The following is a 17,044-nucleotide window of genomic DNA, read 5'->3' on the forward strand; positions in this document are numbered from 1 at the left end:
AACTCGGAGTTTGAGCATCCGCGACGCTCTGCGCGAGGTTTTCAGGGTGGGTGGGAAGAAGGCTCTGCCCCGGATACGGCCGGAGGCTCCAAGCCGCAGGCCATTAGGTAGCCATGGCGGCGGTTGGCAGGCGTGGAGATCTCAGCTTTGCCAGCCTCCTGAGGTTTTGGGCTGTGGCGGCGAGCAGGAATTCGTCGCGTGCACCACATGGACCGCGCAGTCTCAACCTGGCCATCCGCAGGATGCGCTTGAGGTGAGCGAAGAGCATCTCGACCTTCTTGCGACGATGCCGTGAACGCTCTTAATCGGGCGTGCCGGCAATGGCTCTGGCGACGTCACGGGCATCCTCATTGAGATCACGAGGGACTTTGCGAGCAACTGCATTCGGGCAGCAGCGCTGTTTGAGGTCGCAACCGTCGCAGTCTTTCTTGCTGGCCCGATGGAGCCGGGTGCCCGCACTGGTAATGCCGGATCGGGGTGTCGCGTAGTTGCGGCGGAACTGAACCAGCTCCTTGCCCGCCGGGCAGATGTAGCGATCTCCCTCGCCATCCCAATTGAAGTCGGCACGCGAGAACTTATCGGCATCAGCAAACAGGGCGATAGCTATATTCGGCGCCTGCTTGTTATCGGCGCCACGGCGGTGATCCGTCGAGCACGGCAGGACAGTGCCAGCAAAAATTGGGCGGCCAAGCTGCTCACCCGCAAGCCGGCCCGGTTGGTCTCGGTGGCCCTGGCCAACAAGACAGCGCGTATTGCCTGGGCATTGCTGGCGCGCAACCAAGCCTATACCGCTCACGTTGGTGCTGCATAATCGAAACTTCCGTTTAGCAAACTCGAATAGGAACGCTGGACGGCAGGTAGCGAGGGCTGATGAGATGTGATGGCAAACCGGTCGAACCGGGGATTGGATAAATCCGAGATTCTCAAGGCGCATCGAGCGCGCTAATTTGCTTGGAACCCGATCCGCGGACTTCATCAGGGCCTGCGGCCATATGCGCCGCCTTGCGAAGGCCGGACACATGGCTTGCACCCGACCAGAGCGGCATCACAGATTTTCTCTCTTGCAACAAACGGCCGCTCCACACATGAGAATCAGGCGGTCGAGATAATCGACGGTGTTTCTGCGATGACTGGCCCATTTCCTGACGAGGTCGACGAAGCGCTTTGGGATGAAGCGTGCCGGCGCGCAGAAGCGGTTCGGGAATTCCTGAAGCATCGGCCTGGCAAAATGACAACCGCAGATGTGACACTGCTTGCGACCGAGCTCGAAACCAGTCGGGCAACCGCGTACCGCCTTATCAAGCTGTTTCGGACCGGTGGGACGGTCATGTCGCTGGTGGACCGCAAGCGGGGACCAGAGGGCCACCGGGCGCTGGATGACAGGCGGGAAGAGATCATCCGCACGACGATCAACAGGTACTACCTGACGCGAAACCGTCCGGCACTTTCGCAGTTGGTCCGGGATGTGCAAACGAACTTTATGTCGGTCGGCCTCAAACCGCCCCATCGCCGAACGATCAAAGCCCGTCTCGAAGACATCGACCTGCAGAAGCGCGCCAAGCGACGCGGCGAAACCGAGATCATGAAGCAGACCCAGGCCGTTCCTGCGCTCCCGATTCTTTTATCCGGCAGCAATGCTCGTCCAGTGGCGCGGCCGGAAAGGCTTATCTATCCGATCTTCTCGCGGCTGACCGAGGACTGCTTCTACCATGCCTCGCTCACGGCAATGGCCGAGTTGGTCAAGCACGGCTGCACCACGGCGTTCGACCACCAGTACTGCTTCCCGCAGCACGCCGGCAAACGGCTGATTGACCGGCAGTTCGAGGCCGCTGACCTTTTGGGCATGCGCTTCCATGCGGGGCGTGGCGGCAACACGCTGCCGAAATCCGAAGGCTCGACCATTCCGGACGCCATGCTGGAAACGACGGACGAGTTCATCGCCGACTGCGCGCGCCTGATCGACACCTATCATGATGCCGACCCCTTCAGCATGCGGCAGGTCGTCGTCGCGCCGTGCCAACCGGTCAACTGCTACCGTGAGACTTTCGTGGAGTCGGCGGCGCTGGCGCGCGATCGGCGTGCAACTGCACACGCATGTGGGCGAAGGCGAGAGCCCGGTCATCGAGGCCCGGCACGGCATGCGGACGGTGGATTACTGCGCGGAGCTCGGATTTGCCGGCCCCGATACCTTCTATGCCCATTGCTGGGAACTGACCCATGACGAACTGCGAACGATGGCTGCGAGTGGAACCGGTGTCGCTCACTGCCCCGAGCCAGTCTATCTGGTCGGCGCCGAGGTGACGGATATTCCGGCCATGTCGGCCTTCGGTCTCCGGGTGGGTCTCGGCTGTGACGGAGCTGCCTCGAACGACAATTCAAACCTGATGCACTGCGTGCACTCCGCCTACATGCTGCAGTGCCTGAAAGCGTCGACGCGCGCGCATGCCGTCCCGCCCCCGGTCGATTTCCTCGACTATGCCACGGCCGGTGGTGCCGCCCTCCTAGGCCGCCGCGACATCGGTCGGCTCGCCCGCGGCATGGCCGCCGACCTATTTGCAATCGACACACGGCGGATGGACTTCGTCGGCACACGGCATGATCGGCTGAGCCTGATTGCCAAAGTGGGCATCGGCATGCCGACCGACATGACCATGATCAACGGCCGCATTGTCTGGGCCAGGGGTGAATTCATCGGGCTCGACGAGGCGCGGCTGTTCGCGGAGGCCGAGGCCGCTCTCGCCACAGTGGAACTTTAATATACAAAACAGGGGAACTGAAAGGCGAGTTCTCGATCGCACGGCTTCATAATCTCGGGTTGCAGCTCCTGACCTACGTCCGTCTGAACCGCGGTGCGATCGTAAACTATGGCAAGCGCTACCGAGCCGGCCTTGGAGGACTCTGGCGTCAGCCGGTGCCAAAGCTGGTCACAGCATTTTGTCCGAGTCCGATTGACGACAATCTGTGTTCAGATCCAGACATCCTAGGGGTTAGGATCAAGCCGGCCAGGGGGCGACTCCGCCGATTTGCGGTCGCTGCTCGCAACCCGTTTGGTGGCATGCAAATTGCATATTCATAGCCATGATACGTGTTCCGACGTGGCCCGTCGCGCGGTCTTTAGCCCAGGAGTTCACATGACATTCGCCCGAACGCAATACAGGCTGCGCATCCCGTGGGACGCCCCAGCTCCGTTGGATCTCGCTGCGATCGGCAGACAGGATCGCCATCCTGCAGACCGCCTGCAGCTTTCAGGTCAGCTAAGGCCGCCATAAGGGTTCTCGTAAAACAAACATTCAGGAGAACTTATGACTCGACCACATGAATATCGGCCGATTCGCCGGCTCTCCCAATGGCACATAACACCAGATCCTCTTCAAATCCGTGATGATCCAAAGGGAAAACGAAAAATGCCTACCTCAGAAAAAGACGCTGCGGGGCGCTCGAGGCTCCTGATAAAATTGCGGTCTCACTGGCCACGAGCGATACTTGCCGCCACGGCGTTGGCCATTGTAATGACCGCTCCAGCTCCAGCCGTCGCCCAAGACGCTGATAAGGACGACTCCGACCAAAGCTTGGTTGAGCAAGGCTGGGGGAGTTGTATACGTACGTGGTTGTGCATTGGCGATCCAGAGGTCGAACGAAGACCTTTGCAGCGCGACAACCAAGATGAGACGAAGCGTCAATCAAGATGAGACTCGGCAGCAGCGGTGGAACGCAGAGAGGGCGTAGCCCGAACGGAGTTCTACCGCTGCTGCCGCGCCGATTCATCTGGTGATTGCGGTTCGACCGGTACGTTGGGTTCTTCGAAGAACGGGGAACCACCTTGTGCCAGGTCGTCACATAACCGATCACCAGATGAGGCTTTTCATGAAGTTACGACAAGAGCACAGGGTTGAGGTCGCCGCCGCGAAGGCGTCGCTCAGCAGAGCAACGGCCTATCGCATCGAGAAGAACGCGCAACTGCCATCAAGTGAAGAAGCCGCGCGGCCGTCGGCGTCCCGACCCCCTCGCCGACATCTTCGATGCCGAGGTCGTGCCGCTGCTGAAGGCGGATGGCATTCGTCCGGTCGCCGTCTTCGAGGAGATGTTGCGCCGCCATCCCGACCTCAGCGAAGGCATTCGCCGGACAATGGAACGGCGGATCCGTGCCTGGCGGGCCATCAATGGCGACGAGCAGGAAGTCATCTTTCGCCAGGTTCATGAGCCCGGCCGACTGGGGCTTTCCGACTTCACCAACATGAACGAACTGGGGATCACGATCGGCAGGCCAGCGGCTCGATCACCTGCTTTATCACTTCCGGCTCGCCTATTCCGTCGAACACGCCCACGTCGTCCTCGGTGGCGAAAGCTTCGTGGCGCTGGCCGTAGGGCTACAGAACGCTCTCTGGTTCCTTGGCGGCGCGCCGCTTTACCATCGCAGCGACAGCCTGTCGGCGGCCTTCCGCAATCTCGATGCCGATGCCAAGGAGGACCAGACGCGGCGCTACGCAGAGCTTTGCGCGCACTACCGGATGACGCCGACCCGCAACAACAAGGGCATTGCCCACGAGAACGGTGCGATTGAGAGCCCGCATGGCTACCTCAAGAATGCGATCCGCGATGCCCTGTTGCTGCGCGGCACCCGGGACTTCGACGATCTCGCTGCCTATCGCGGCTTCATCGATGAGATCGTCAGCCGTCGTAATGCCCGCTATGGCAAGCGCATCGACGCCGAGCGGGCGGCGCTGCAGCCGTTGCCGGGAACGCGCACCAGCGATTTTGAGGAGGTTGTCGTGCGGGTCTCGCGCAGCGGCGGCTTCACCTTGCGCAAGGTCTTTTACACCGTGCCGTCACGGCTCATCGGGCACCGGCTGCGCGTGCGCCTTTACGACGAGCGCCTTGACCTCTTTATCGGCGGCACGCATCTGATGACTCTCCAAAGAGGGCGTGCGCATGCCAGCGGCAAGCACGACCAGGTGGTCGATCATCGGCATGTCTCCATTCGCTGCGCAAAAAGCCGATGGCGCTGCTTCAGCTTGTCTATCGCGACAAGCTGTTTCCGCGGCAGGAATACCGAAGGGCCTTCGAGACCCTGCTCGAGCGGCTTTCCGACAAGCAGGCCTGCAAGATCACCGTCGAGCTCCTGGCCTTGGCCCACGATCGGGGCTGCGAGCGGGAACTGGCAGAGCGGCTCGCTAAAACACTCGATGCGGGCGAACTGCCGGACATCGTCGCGCTGAGGACTTTCTTCGCGCCCGATCCGGCACAGTTGCCCACCGTCAACGTTCGTCTCGCCTCCCTCCAGGGCTATGAGGCCCTGATCGACGCTCGTCATCTGGAGGACGCCGCATGAGAAACGCCCCTGCCATCGACGCCGCCACGCTCAGCACGCTGCTCAACGAACTCCGCCTGCCGGCCATCAAGGTCCTTTGGCCGGACTTCGCCGAGCGGGCCGACAAGGAAGGGTGGCCAGCGGCCCGGTTCCTGTCGGTGATCGCCGAGCACGAACTGGCCGAATGCGATCGCCGCCGCATCGAACGCCATCTCGCCGAGGCGTGATTGCCACCGGGAAAGACGCTCGACAGCTTTGACTTCGACGCCGTGCCGATGGTCTCCAAGGCACAGGTCATGGCGATCGCCGCCGGCGATAGCTGGCTCGCCAGTCCCGCGTAGTCGCCCAGTCGAAGTTCGGAATTGGCCACTTTGCTGGAGTGCTGCGAGAAGTCCGACGTGCAGCCGCTCTGCGCTCAATGGTGAAGGCCGCTTAGATCTTTTAGACGGGCCAACACGACGGCCTCGAGAAAGGTCCGGACACTGGAAAATCGGCGCTTCCTTGCGGTTCGGCCGTCATCACATCAAATTCAGGAGAGCATCATGAGTGATTCCGGTGTCGCCGTCTTCGACAAGACGCTCCAGACCACGCATATCTGGCTCGATGAAATCATGGAACACCAGGGGCCGGATCGTCAGCGCGCATGGCATATCCTGAGCGCTGTTCTTCACACCCTGCGCGATCGCTTGTCCGCCGACCTATCGGCTCATCTTTCCGCGCAACTGCCGCTGCTCGTGCGGGGGACCTATTACGATCAATACGAGCCCTCCAAACAGCCGGTACAGTCGCGGACCCTGGACGAGTTCCTTGGCCGGGTGAAAGAGGAACTCGCGTTCAGCCGGCCGGTCGATGCCAAGGAGGCGGTGCAAACGGTATTTCACGTGCTGTCGCACCACCTTGATCCCGGCGAAGTCCGCAAGATCCGTGAAAGTCTGCCCCAGGATGTACGGGCACTTTGGCCAGACCCGACCCAGCGTCAATAGACCGGCCAAAGGGTGGGTTAGGTCATCCACCTGCCATGCGTCGAGAAGGTTGCTGGGGGTATGTACACCTCGTCGGAGAAATACCATGTCATCGTTCGAAAATCCTGGCTGACCAGGAAACCACCGATAAGCTCGGCGCCGCCATGATCCTATTGGCCCGTAACGAAGGCGGTGGCGGCCCCCGCAAAGGTATTATTCTCACGCACGAGCTCGTCGAGGATGCATTCGGTGGCGACCGCGACAGAGCAGCTCGAGTTATCAGGTCCGGCGTCATCGATCATGAGGCTCTGCGCAGGATCGACAGCCCGGACAGGCTGACTTATCAGACGCTCGATGCAGCGACCGCTGTCGTCTGCTGGCACTTGGCGACCTTCAGCCGCGATGATCTGGGGCTCTTCGAAGGACCGGTGCGTTCCAGATGAGACTGCCAGGGATCACAGAGCCAGCTCCCGTCATGCGTGGATGCTCGGAAAAGTGGTCGATGCCGCTTTCGACTGTCACCGTGGTGCCCGGTACCGCCTGCCAGAAAGTCCCTGATCGGACTCAAGCGGCATGGGATCTCGAGGATCCAACAATCAGCAGCGCATTCAATAGCATGGCGAACAGACTGGGGCGGGGTTCTAGTATCTCGCGGACACATCGGGCAGCCGCCTCGGCCCGCACCGTCCCACCGGAATGGCAGCTGCAAACAAGCTGGTGCAACTCCCAATCGGTCAATTCGAAGAAACGCTTCGCCTCGGCATAGGTATCATCCTGAAGGCCCTCCGCACGAAGCAGCGGATCCTCAAATGCGACCGTGATCGGCGAACCTGCGCTTCTCATCGCGTCACGCGCCCATGCCGGCTGATACTCGGTTTCCGAAAGTGTGCTGAGACGCTGATCAGGTGCTTTCTCCAAAAGCTCTGCCCAGTGCGCAAGGCGTTCACGTCGCGTCATCGCCCGGCCCTGCATGTCTGCGTGGACGTCGGCAACTGTTTGCAATCGTTCGCGTGGTTCGTATTTCATCGTTGCCTCTCATATTAGAGTATTCTTTGAGAGGTATGGCGCTTAGAGATATCGACAAGAGGGTTGGGAGAAGCTTCAACAGCCTGCGCGGAGAACGCGGACCGACGCTCGACGATCTTCGTGGCGATCCCACCGAAGGTCCGGAATTGCCGGGATTGGTGATACCCTTGCGAGCCCGCTCGCGAGCGTCCTCTTCACGGCCCGCGGTTATTAGAAGCACCAAGCCGGCGGATTGGACATCCCAGTCCGAGATCGCAGTCGGTGGTTTTTCTGTCAGAACTCACTGGTAGTCAGGTGTCCCTGATCTGGTCGACAGCGGTCGCCAGCAGTTCGTCCATGATGACGCGTATCTGTTGATCGGACTGGGCGACGCCAGCCGCGTCGAAATCGGCGCGCACCTTGCGGAGCACATCGTTGTCCCCTGCTTCTTCGAAGTCCGCGCGGACCACCTCCTTCGCATAGGCGTCGGCGTCCGCGCCGGTTTTACCGAGCTTTTCAGCGGCCCACAGGCCAAGCAGCTTGTTACGCCGCGCCATCGCCTTGAACTTCAGCTCCTCGTCCATCGCAAACTTCTTTTCGAAGCCTTCCTGCCGGTCCTTTATGCTGCCCATCGCTTAGCCTTCGTTAAGGTTGTGAGTTTCGACCTTCATCCGACATCCAGAAGATGACCGGCTAATCGCGGCCGAGAGTGGCGCGAATGGAGGTCGTTGGCAAGATCAGGACATTCACGCAGATGATCGGCGAGGATTACAGACTCAAACTGGAACGGTGCGGTTCTTGTTCTGACCCCGGAAAGGTGGGTGATGGCGGGCAATCCGGATCTTCCGACCGACCGTCGGGAACGCCCACTTCGGGTCGGAATCGACCCGGGTATCAAGCGTCAGGTTTTCACCACTAGAAACTCATTCACCCTCCAACGCTTGGCTCTCAGGCTCAGCGGTCGCGTCCTGCTCAAGCGCCTGCCGGCTGAGCAGCCCCGCGTCCTCCAACCGCTCGAGATCGGGTAGGTCGCGCAGCGTCTCGAGGCCGAATACCGACAAAAAATGCTTGGTCGTCACATACGTGTAGGGCGCGCCAGGTGTGGGGCTACGTGGTCCGGAGCCGAGGAACCCGGCGTCGCGAAGCGACCCTATCGTGTCGCGGCTTACTTCCTTACCGAAGATTTTCGACAACTCCCCGCGCGTGACCGGCTGCAGATAGGCGACTGCCATCAGCACGGCCGCTTCGTGTTCGGAGAGGCTTGCCGCCCCAGAGCGGGTCGGGGCGGCGGAAGCTCGGATTACCGGTCCATATGCCGCGCGGGTGCGATGCTGCCAGCCGCCGGCAACCGCGACGATGTCATAGGGTCGTGTGCGCAGTTCCTCCCGCAAGTCGTCGATCACGAGATCGATGCTGCAGGCCCGGCCGACCACACGTACCAAGGCCTCGCGGGTGACCGGTTCGGCCGAGGCGAAGATCACGGCCTCGACGCGCAGCATCCATTCGCGCCAGCGAAGCTCCGGCGGCAGGTCCTCCAGCTCGCGATCGAACAGGACCTCTCCCACTGACTTCGTCTTGCTACGCGATGACTTTGCTGCAGTCGCTCCGGTCATCGTCACAACCCGTATATCCGGAACGATGGCCGGCCGGACAGTTCACACACGGCGCCAGCCCCCTCCAGCCGCTCAAACAGACGCGTGCTCGCCCAGCGCGAGAGGTTGGAGCCGGGCGCGGAGACTGGCACGGCATCCTCGTCGAGCAACTTGCGGACGACGTTCTCGGCACCCTTGGTGCGGACCTTCGGCGCGACGACAAGAAGCTTTTCCGCGCGCCGGGCAATCTCGCCGGCCGACCGCAGCGCAGCACCAGTGCCTTCGACCAGAGCCAGACAGACAGTGCGCGGGAAAGCGACCTCGCCGGGATGGACACGTCCCCGGGCCCCGATCGTTCGGAAGGCCGGCCCGTAGCGTTCTCCCATCAGCAGCGGTACGGGAGCCGGCCATTTCAGCATGGAGGCGACCAGGGCATCGGCGAGTGCCCAGGCGAGCGGCTCGGCATCCGGACGGGCGGCGTGGATGGCGCTCACCAGGTCCGCCGCGGCAAAGGGCGCGGCGCGACCGGACTGCCGGGCATTGTCGGCATGATCGACGGCCGCCGCCAGCCGGTCATCCCAGGACAGACCGAGCAGATCAGCCAATTCGGCGACGCCCTTCGAAGAAATGCCGGGTTTTCGGCCGCTCAGCCTTCTGTAGGCCAAAAACACCCTTCCGGCCGGGCCAGGATCGTCGCCCGCAGCGGTCAGCAGCACGGCATCGCGCAAAGCCGGTTCGTGCTCGTTTCGGCCCATCAGGCGAACAGCGGCCGCGGCGCATTTCAGCGCCTGACGGGATCGCCAGCAGCCGGCCCAGTGCGGTTCTGTCCGAACGAGATCATCGAGGGATTTCAAGGCGATGCCGGCGGCAAAGGCGGCGTCCGCTTCCGTGAGATCGCGGCCGCGCGGCATGGCCCAGCCCGGCAGCTGAGCGGGTGGTACGGACGACGATATCGGCGGGAGCGCGAGCGAATCCATGTCAACAAGCTTACCGAAGTCGTGCGGTTTCCACCATCGATTTCGACGCAAACCGCACAGCCCGTCAACAAACAATAATGTCCGATAATCTTGCCTTATCGGACGTTTTTCTTCTTCTATAGAAAGGTCCACCGAATCAGGCCGAAATCGCCCTCGATCGGTGGAAATTTGCGCTTTCACCGGTTGGGAAGCAGGTGTATATAGCTAGACAGTCTAGCTAGATTGGAACAAAGCAATGGAATGGCAGCTGCAGGACGCCAAGAACCACTTCTCGAAAGTGGTGCAGAAGGCGCGACACGAGGGGCCGCAGATTGTCACGCTGCGTGGCGAGCGCACGGCCGTGGTGCTGTCCGCCCACGACTATGACGCTCTGCGCGCCGGCCGACCGACGCTGGTCGACGATCTGCTCGGCGGTCCCCCTTGGGACGATGAGCTCGCCGATGCGGTCGAGGCGCGCGCCAAGACGCCAAGCCGCGACGCGGCCTTCTGATGTATCTGGTTGACACCAACATCGTTTCGGAGGCGCGACGCGGCACGCCGCAGGCGGTTGCCTGGCTGCGCTCGGTCGACCCGCTCAGCATCCATCTAAGCGCGCTGACCCTCGGCGAAATCATGCGCGGCATTGCGCTGAAACAGAAGTCGGATCCGAAGGCCGCCGCTCACCTCACCGAATGGCTGCGCAAGCTGCGCCACGACCACGGCGACCGCATCCTGCCGGTGACCGACCAGATCGCCGTCGAATGGGGCCGCATCGCCGCGATCCGGCCGCGTGGCGATATTGACGGGCTCCTCGCTGCGACTGCGATCGTCCACGACCTGATCCTCGTCACGCGCAACGTCAAGGATTTTGAAGATACGGACGCATCTGTGATCAATCCGTGGGAGACACCGGCGTGAGCGGCTCAGCGACGAGCTCGGAACCGCAAAAAGTCGATCCCTCCCAGCCGGGTGGTGTAACGGTCGACACGAACCCTGGTGGCACTGCACTCCCCTCCCCTGTTCCGGAAGCGAACGCCGCCCTGCCGGCGCACCTCGATCGCCTCGCCGATCGGGCCCGCGGTTATGTCGAGGCTGCCAGCTCCGCCAACACCCGCAAGGCCTACGCCTCCGACTGGAAGCATTTTACCGCCTGGTGCCGCCGGCAGAACCTCACTCCCCTCCCCCCGGATCCCCAGGTCGTCGGCCTCTATATAACCGCCTGCGCGTCAGGCGCCGCAACGGCCGACCGCAAGCCCAACTCGGTCACGACAATCGAACGCCGTCTCTCTTCGCTATCCTGGAACTACGCGCAGCGCGGCACGCCGCTGGACCGCAAAGATCGGCACGTCGCCACAGTGCTCGCCGGCATCCGCAACACCCACGCTGCCCCTCCCCGACAGAAGGAAGCCGTGCTTCCAGAAGACTTGATCGCCATGCTCGAGACTCTCGATCGCGGCACATTGAGGGGTCTGCGCGACCGCGCGATGCTGCTCGTCGGCTTTGCGGGCGGCCTGCGCCGCTCCGAGATCGTCGGACTTGACCTCGGCCGCGATCAGACGGAAGACGGCCGGGGCTGGATCGAGATCCTCGACAAGGGCCTGCTGGTCATCCTGCGCGGCAAGACCGGTTGGCGCGAGGTCGAGATCGGCCGCGGCTCGTCGGACACGACTTGCCCCGTCGTCGCCATCGAGACCTGGATCAAGTTCGCCCGGATCGCCAAAGGTCCCCTCTTCCGCCGGGTCCGGGGCCAGGGCAAGGACGTCGGGCCGGACCGATTGAATGACCGGGAGGTGGCACGTCTCGTCAAGAAGGCGGCACTTGCCGCCGGTGTTCGCGGGGATCTGAGCGAGGGCGATCGGGCCGAGAAATTCTCGGGGCATTCGCTACGTGCCGGCCTCGCGTCCTCGGCCGAAGTCGACGAGCGTTACGTCCAGAAGCAGCTCGGCCATGCCAGCGCGGAAATGACCCGCAAGTACCAGCGCCGCCGCGACCGCTTTCGGGTCAATCTCACCAAGGCCTCGGGGCTGTAAAGGCCCCTCCCCTCCCCGGTATGAAACCGTTAGGTCAAATCTGCGTCCAGGGATTTCAGCCTAGCGCTTCAATTGAAATCGGGAAGTAAAAGCCACAGAGGCGCAAATCGCCTAGTGTCGGTCGCCCTGGATCGGCGGATTCGCCTGGAAATCCGGGCATTTTCAGCCCCTTCCTCAGCCCTTGTTCAGCGGACTCATTTGCCTGATGGGGTGGACTGGACCTCTCCCGAGCGGCCGACGCGGCGCGCCACCGGACAGTTTTTCAGTGTCAAAGCTCGCCTGAAGCGACAGGGCGGAGCTCGGCCTCCTTCAAAACGGCTGGTTTTGCGGCGTTTCGGCCACAGAAGGCCGCTGGCGCAGTTTTCCGACCTTCGACGGCCCGGTGCTCGCTGCAGACCCGATTTCGTGCTGTACGGCCTTCTGTTTTGAGCTTAAAACACGCTCGCAAAGGAACGTTTTCTGACGCATTTCTTATCTGTACAAAACACTTTGGACGGCCAATAAAATCCGATGGCGAAAGCTGCGACCCTCAGTCCCCCTCCCCTGCCGCAAAGGCTGATCGGATATGCCCGCGTTTCGACGGACGATCAGCTCAACGACGCCCAGGTCGATGAGTTGCGCGCGGCCGGCTGCCATCGCATCCATCAGGAACACGGATCCGGCGCATCCCGCGCAAGGCCGGTTCTAATAAAGCTGCTGAAGGATCTCACCGCCGGTGACGTCCTTGTTGTCGTCCGCCTCGACCGCCTCGCCCGCTCCGTCAGCCACCTGCTTGACGTCATCGAGGATTTGGAGAAGCGCGGCGTGCATTTTCGCTCTCTGCGCGATCCGATCGATACCTCCACGCCGCAGGGAATGTTTTCGTTGCAGGTGCTCGGCGCCGTTGCCCAGCTTGAGCGCGCGCTGATCGCGGAGCGCACGAAGGCCGGCATGAAAGCCGCCAAGGCGCGCGGCCGGCTTGCCGGCAATCCCGGGCTTCGGGAACGCCGACCAGAGGCGGTCCGTGCGGTCTCTGTAGCACGCGAGCGGGCCTACCTGGATGAGCTGATTTCGTCGGCGCAGACATGGCTGCCTACCGTACGTCGGCTCCGACCGCAGCACAGTTGGGACAATGTTGTGCGGATCCTCAATCGGAGGGGCCACGATTGGACGGTCGAACGCTTGCGTCGGGCGGTGCATCGATTGGTGCGCGAAAAGCTCGCGGAACCAGCACTGGTTGCCCGATCGCCGCGCCGGCCGCCTGAGGATCACCTGATGCGGCTGGTTGCGGGGATCGCCATCGCCGATCCCGATTTGTCGCTCCGCGACATTGCCGCCCAATTGGACCAGATGCATGAGCGCCCGCCACGCGGTGGGCGCAAATGGCAACCTTCTTCGGTCAGGTCACTGCTGGACGGGGCCCGCCGCCTCGGGCTGGTTCGCTCCTGAGAGCCTGGTTCATAAGGCGACCGAGCTTGCAAAGGCGCGCTTTCCGCAGAGCGCCGCAAAGGGTTCGCTCTGGTGGCTGAACTCGTCGTCGCAGGGCGTGGGCTACGTGCCAGAGTCGCTCTCGAAGCCGACGCGCGACACGGCGATGCTCTCGCTGCCTGCCTTCCCCGAGGCATGGGTGATCGCCCCCACGCCCGCGCAGGCCGACCTCGATGCGCTCGTCCTGAACGTGCTCGCTTGGGCGAGGAACTCGTTCGAGGATCATGCTCACCGCGCCACCTAGAGCGTTTCCGGGTTTGATTGAATCGTTGCCGATTCCCGAATCGTCGTTCCTGTGATTCAAGATGCTGGCTGGAAGGAGGCCAGCATCGGATGACGCGACCCTTATCGAACGACCTTCGCGACCGCGTTTTGGCAGCGGTTTTGAGCGGCGAGACCAGCCGTGTGGTGGCGGCGCGCTTCGGAGTTGCCGTCTCTTCCGTGGTGAAATGGTCGCAGCGCTATCGCGCGACCGGTTCTGGCGCACCGGGCAAGATGGGCGGCCATCGCAAGCGTGTTCTGGAACCGCATCGCGCCTTCATTGCCGAGCGGCTCAATCAGAACCCGCATCTGACGCTGCATGGCTTGAAGGATGAACTGGCAAGACGCGACGTCACGGTCTCCCACAATACGATCTGGGAATTCATCCGGCGCGAGGGACTGCGCTTCAAAAAAAACGCTGTTCGCCCTTGAGCAAGCCCGCGCCGACATCGCTCGCAGGCGGGAGCGATGGAAGACCTTTCAGCGCAATCTCGATCCTGAGCGGCTGGTGTTTATCGACGAGACCTGGATCAAGACCAACATGACGCCGCTTCGAGGCTGGGGACCAAAGGGCAAGCGCCTGCGTGCCTTTGCTCCGCACGGCCACTGGCGGACGCTGACCTTCCTCGGTGCCTTGCGCAGCGATCGGCTGACTGCTCCCTGTGTCTTCGACGGACCGATCAACGGCCAGTGCTTCCGCGCCTATGTCGAGCAACAGCTCGTGCCCGCGCTCAAACCCGGCGATATCGTCATCATGGACAATCTCGGCAGCCACAAATCGGCAGCTATCCGGCAGATCATAAAGGCGGCCGGTGCACGGCTCTGGTTCCTGCCGCCCTATTCGCCGGATCTCAATCCGATCGAGCAGGCTTTCTCCAAGATCAAGCACTGGATGCGGCAAGCCCAGAAGCGAACCGTTGAAGATACCTGGCGACACATCGGAGCGCTCGTCCAAACAATCCACCCAGACGAATGCTCAAACTATCTGGCCAACGCAGGCTACGCTTCCGTCAAAACATGAAACGCTCTAATCTGTCCCACGTACAGATCAGTCTGCCCGACCCGCTGCCCGTTCGAGTATCGCTAGCCGCTGGCGGCAAATGCTTTCGACAAGGCGAAGCAGGACGTTGGCGCGCTCCATCAGCCAGCACAGCGCCTCCTCCGAGATCTCAAAATGGTGGGAATAGCGAGCCTTTACATAGGCCTCATTGAGAACTTTGAACCAGACGGTGTGGAGGTGCTGTTCGCGCGGCCAAGCCTCCACGAGCCGCCGGTCTCGGTCTTCGGCCAGACCGCGCAGGAACGTCAGGTTATGCGAGGGAGGGCTGTGGTTCGTCAGGGTCAGCAGCAGAGCGGGATAAGCGGCCTCAACGGCTTGGTGGAGCAGGAACGCCGCGTGAATATCCCAGTTGCGGGAGATTGCCACACGGCTAAGCTCAAGGAACCGTTGGGCGCTGCTGTGTTGCCTGTCGAAATGCTCCCTTGCCATCTTGAGAGCATCGCCCGGACCAAGCGCCTTCGGTTCCGCGAGCGGCCGCTCGTCGAGTTCGTATAGCACAATCCCCTCGCGCAGGATATCGACGAAGAAAAACCGTCCCTCCGCGAGGTAGTTGTTGACCTCTCTCGCACCGTGCACGATCAGCCCGACCAGCGGCGATATGGCCTTGTCCCACTTCAACCGGTCGCTGGCCCTGTTCCAGTATTGCGGCTCGGCGAGCTTGCGGTTGCTGACGAGGACGAGAATGTCGAAGTCCGAGGTATAGCCCTTCATCGTGTGCGGATCGTCGACGAAGGTGTCGCGGGCATAGGAGCCGAACAGAATGATCTTCAGGATCCGCCCGCGCTTCTTGAAAGCAGTGGAGCTGCCCTCGAGCGCATCGGAAAACTCCTCGTGAATGATCTCGACGACGCGGGCGAGCTCCCGCTGCTTGTCTTCCGGCAAATGCTCGAGGGTGGATTTCATGGGGAGTGCTCATGCCAGCGAATCGTCGAAATTCCCGGAGGCGGTAAACTGCCGTCTCGGCCTGCCGACCCAACATGTCCTGTTCGCCCGTTGTGCGCGACTAATAGAATTATTAGTCGCGGGCGACGGCGATGGCGTTGCTGAGGGGCGAGAATCCTACGCTCTCATGATCGTCATGGGCGCGGGAACGCGCGGGAAGCCGTCACCGGGTCTGCCCCGTGGTAGGGTGGCTCAGGGCACGCCCCTTTTGAGGCGGTCGTCATGAATATTCGTCTTCTCGTGCCTGCGCCTGCCGCCTCGAGGGCCCGGCGCGCCAAGAGCTTGATGCACGCTACGCCATCCTGCCGTTCGACGAGCGCGACCAGCTCGCCGCGCTGCTGGCCGACGACGACGTCGCCACACTCAAACACCTGGCGCAGGAGGGCATGGGCGAGAATACACTGCGGGCGCTCGCCTCCGACCTCGGCTATCTCGAGGCCTGGCGTCGGCTCGCGACCGGCTCCCCCTCCCCTGGCCGGCGCCGGAAGCACTGAAATTCTTTGCCTACCACCTCTGGGATCCGGGCAAGCGCGCCGAGGATCCGGCGCCCATGGCATTCCGGCGGCCGTCGAGGCCGGATTGCGTGCCGAGCGCCTGCTCAAGGCTACGGGACCGCACGCCCCGCACGGTGCAAGACGGCTAACGAGCCGGTTGATCCTCACCCGTTGGCGTGGCCTGACCGGCGCTTTTGGCGCGCCGTCGCTGAGATCCGCCCTGCGGCTTGCTGTTCGCGCCAGCGATCGGCCGCGGCAGCGCAAGAGCAGGAAGGCAGTCACTGGCGACGTACTCGCGCGGCTTCTCGAGGCATGCGCCAGCGATCGGCTCGTGGACGTGCGTGATAGGGCGCTGCTTTTGACCGCGTTTGCCTCCGGCGGCCGGCGCCGCTCCGAAGTGGCGGCATTGCGTGTCGAGAATTTCGTCGACGAGGAGCCGGTACGTGCCGATCCGGCCGACAGGAACTCCCCTCCCCTCCCCTGTCTCAGTATCCACCTCGGCCGCGCCAAGACGAGGAGCGACGATGACGAACCTGTGCTCTTGATCGGCCGGCGGTGACCGCGTTGAAGCGCTGGTGTTCGGTCGGCGGGCGACTATCGCCGCAGTCGGTCAATCGGATTCTCAGAAGGACGAGCCAGACCATCGCGTCCTGCGTCACGAGATAACGCGGCGTAGACAGCCCAGCGCCACACTTTGTCGAACCGCACTGTTGATTGTCCGCGGCCACAACTGTAGCGGTACACAACTTTCAACTGGCGACCGGTCCAGGAGTATGGGTTTCATATGGAAACGGTAACAATCGGATCCCGAGCAGATTTTGCCCAATGGGCGATAGAGCGCGCTCGATCAATCGTTGTCGATCAGGGTGGTGACCTTGCACTTGCAACACGCGACATGGACGACGCTGTGATCGCCGCCGCAGGAAATGCGCTGGGCCAAGCGATCACTAATGCTTGGAAGTGTTCG

Annotated in this window: 13 protein-coding genes and 7 pseudogenes; 14 read left to right on the forward strand and 6 right to left on the reverse strand. The window is 62.3% G+C overall.

The genetic code is table 11. From position 1 onward, the window contains the following. Positions 1-103: 103 nt before the first annotated feature. Positions 104-574 (reverse strand): annotated as a pseudogene (locus PZN02_RS30710) (transposase); the annotation flags it as partial. Between PZN02_RS30710 and PZN02_RS30715 the strand changes: the two are divergent. The 7 genes and pseudogenes from PZN02_RS30715 to PZN02_RS30745 all read left to right on the forward strand — a co-directional run. Continuing rightward, positions 563-811, forward strand: a pseudogene (locus tag PZN02_RS30715) (IS110 family transposase); the annotation flags it as partial. The pseudogenes PZN02_RS30710 and PZN02_RS30715 overlap by 12 nt on opposite strands. 417 nt (positions 812-1,228) lie before the next feature. Then, a pseudogene (locus PZN02_RS30720) lies at positions 1,229-1,297 on the forward strand (hypothetical protein); the annotation flags it as partial. A 369-nt stretch (positions 1,298-1,666) separates the two neighbouring features. Beyond that, positions 1,667-2,756: pseudogene (locus tag PZN02_RS30725) on the forward strand (amidohydrolase); the annotation flags it as partial. A gap of 1,066 nt (positions 2,757-3,822) precedes the next feature. Further along, a pseudogene (istA, locus tag PZN02_RS30730) lies at positions 3,823-5,329 on the forward strand (IS21 family transposase). Beyond that, positions 5,326-5,646 (forward strand): annotated as a pseudogene (locus tag PZN02_RS30735) (ATP-binding protein); the annotation flags it as partial. The pseudogenes istA and PZN02_RS30735, both read left to right, overlap by 4 nt. A gap of 204 nt (positions 5,647-5,850) precedes the next feature. Beyond that, positions 5,851-6,291, forward strand: a complete 441-nt coding sequence (locus tag PZN02_RS30740) for a DUF2267 domain-containing protein (protein WP_280663340.1) — start codon at positions 5,851-5,853, stop codon at positions 6,289-6,291. Positions 6,292-6,434: 143 nt separating this feature from the next. Continuing rightward, positions 6,435-6,713 carry a hypothetical protein gene (locus PZN02_RS30745; protein ID WP_280663341.1) on the forward strand — a complete coding sequence of 93 codons (279 nt, stop codon included), beginning with the start codon at positions 6,435-6,437 and terminating at the stop codon, positions 6,711-6,713. Between the two features lie 121 nt (positions 6,714-6,834). On the opposite strand, the gene PZN02_RS30750 is transcribed toward PZN02_RS30745, so the two are convergent. From PZN02_RS30750 to PZN02_RS30765, 4 genes are all read right to left on the reverse strand, one after another. Further along, positions 6,835-7,296 carry a hypothetical protein gene (locus tag PZN02_RS30750; protein ID WP_280663342.1) on the reverse strand — a complete coding sequence of 154 codons (462 nt, stop codon included), beginning with the start codon at positions 7,294-7,296 and terminating at the stop codon, positions 6,835-6,837. A gap of 290 nt (positions 7,297-7,586) precedes the next feature. Beyond that, a complete protein-coding gene (locus tag PZN02_RS30755; protein WP_280663343.1) occupies positions 7,587-7,907 on the reverse strand; it encodes a DUF1476 domain-containing protein in 321 nt (106 codons plus the stop codon). 291 nt (positions 7,908-8,198) lie between these two features. Beyond that, positions 8,199-8,888 (reverse strand): SMC-Scp complex subunit ScpB, encoded by a 690-nt coding sequence (gene scpB, locus PZN02_RS30760; RefSeq protein ID WP_280663344.1) that lies wholly within the window; start codon positions 8,886-8,888, stop codon positions 8,199-8,201. Between the two features lie 2 nt (positions 8,889-8,890). Then, on the reverse strand, positions 8,891-9,844 hold the full coding sequence (locus tag PZN02_RS30765) for a DUF1403 family protein (protein ID WP_280663345.1): 954 nt from the start codon (positions 9,842-9,844) through the stop codon (positions 8,891-8,893). 235 nt (positions 9,845-10,079) lie between these two features. Here PZN02_RS30765 and PZN02_RS30770 point away from each other — a divergent pair, with 235 nt between their 5' ends. The 6 genes from PZN02_RS30770 to PZN02_RS30795 all read left to right on the forward strand — a co-directional run bounded on the left by PZN02_RS30770 (position 10,080) and on the right by PZN02_RS30795 (position 14,602). Then, positions 10,080-10,334 (forward strand): type II toxin-antitoxin system Phd/YefM family antitoxin, encoded by a 255-nt coding sequence (locus tag PZN02_RS30770; protein WP_280663346.1) that lies wholly within the window; start codon positions 10,080-10,082, stop codon positions 10,332-10,334. After that, positions 10,334-10,741, forward strand: a complete 408-nt coding sequence (locus PZN02_RS30775) for a type II toxin-antitoxin system VapC family toxin (RefSeq protein WP_280663347.1) — start codon at positions 10,334-10,336, stop codon at positions 10,739-10,741. The genes PZN02_RS30770 and PZN02_RS30775 overlap by 1 nt, the downstream gene beginning before the upstream one ends. Further along, positions 10,738-11,853 (forward strand): site-specific integrase, encoded by a 1,116-nt coding sequence (locus PZN02_RS30780; RefSeq protein WP_280663348.1) that lies wholly within the window; start codon positions 10,738-10,740, stop codon positions 11,851-11,853. Before PZN02_RS30775 ends, PZN02_RS30780 begins: the two co-directional genes overlap by 4 nt. 510 nt (positions 11,854-12,363) lie before the next feature. Next, entirely contained in the window at positions 12,364-13,281 is a 918-nt protein-coding gene (locus PZN02_RS30785; RefSeq protein WP_280663349.1) for a recombinase family protein, read from the forward strand. 106 nt (positions 13,282-13,387) lie between these two features. After that, positions 13,388-13,564 carry a hypothetical protein gene (locus PZN02_RS30790; RefSeq protein ID WP_280663350.1) on the forward strand — a complete coding sequence of 59 codons (177 nt, stop codon included), beginning with the start codon at positions 13,388-13,390 and terminating at the stop codon, positions 13,562-13,564. Between the two features lie 89 nt (positions 13,565-13,653). Then, positions 13,654-14,602, forward strand: a protein-coding gene (locus PZN02_RS30795; RefSeq protein WP_280663351.1) for an IS630 family transposase whose coding sequence is annotated in 2 segments (ribosomal slippage) — positions 13,654-13,989 and positions 13,991-14,602 — 948 coding nt in all. Because the reading frame shifts where the segments join, the coding sequence is not laid out codon by codon here. A 27-nt stretch (positions 14,603-14,629) separates the two neighbouring features. On the opposite strand, the gene PZN02_RS30800 is transcribed toward PZN02_RS30795, so the two are convergent. Beyond that, positions 14,630-15,544, reverse strand: a complete 915-nt coding sequence (locus PZN02_RS30800) for a nucleotidyltransferase and HEPN domain-containing protein (protein WP_280663352.1) — start codon at positions 15,542-15,544, stop codon at positions 14,630-14,632. Between the two features lie 338 nt (positions 15,545-15,882). Here PZN02_RS30800 and PZN02_RS30805 point away from each other — a divergent pair. Beyond that, a pseudogene (locus tag PZN02_RS30805) lies at positions 15,883-16,659 on the forward strand (site-specific integrase); the annotation flags it as partial. Positions 16,660-17,044 lie beyond the last annotated feature (385 nt).

It is taken from the genome of Sinorhizobium garamanticum (assembly GCF_029892065.1).
GTDB lineage: Bacteria > Pseudomonadota > Alphaproteobacteria > Rhizobiales > Rhizobiaceae > Sinorhizobium > Sinorhizobium garamanticum.

What these genes read in the sequence shown, in the direction of transcription:
- PZN02_RS30765 (WP_280663345.1), bottom strand. Translation starts at nt 9,844, where the DNA reads ATGGATTCGCTCGCGCTCCCGCCGATATCGTCGTCCGTACCACCCGCT.
- PZN02_RS30755 (WP_280663343.1), bottom strand. Translation starts at nt 7,907, where the DNA reads ATGGGCAGCATAAAGGACCGGCAGGAAGGCTTCGAAAAGAAGTTTGCG.
- PZN02_RS30750 (WP_280663342.1), bottom strand. Translation starts at nt 7,296, where the DNA reads ATGAAATACGAACCACGCGAACGATTGCAAACAGTTGCCGACGTCCAC.
- PZN02_RS30770 (WP_280663346.1), top strand. Translation starts at nt 10,080, where the DNA reads ATGGAATGGCAGCTGCAGGACGCCAAGAACCACTTCTCGAAAGTGGTG.
- scpB (WP_280663344.1), bottom strand. Translation starts at nt 8,888, where the DNA reads ATGACCGGAGCGACTGCAGCAAAGTCATCGCGTAGCAAGACGAAGTCA.
- PZN02_RS30745 (WP_280663341.1), top strand. Translation starts at nt 6,435, where the DNA reads ATGATCCTATTGGCCCGTAACGAAGGCGGTGGCGGCCCCCGCAAAGGT.
- PZN02_RS30800 (WP_280663352.1), bottom strand. Translation starts at nt 15,544, where the DNA reads ATGAAATCCACCCTCGAGCATTTGCCGGAAGACAAGCAGCGGGAGCTC.
- PZN02_RS30785 (WP_280663349.1), top strand. Translation starts at nt 12,364, where the DNA reads ATGGCGAAAGCTGCGACCCTCAGTCCCCCTCCCCTGCCGCAAAGGCTG.
- PZN02_RS30740 (WP_280663340.1), top strand. Translation starts at nt 5,851, where the DNA reads ATGAGTGATTCCGGTGTCGCCGTCTTCGACAAGACGCTCCAGACCACG.
- PZN02_RS30775 (WP_280663347.1), top strand. Translation starts at nt 10,334, where the DNA reads ATGTATCTGGTTGACACCAACATCGTTTCGGAGGCGCGACGCGGCACG.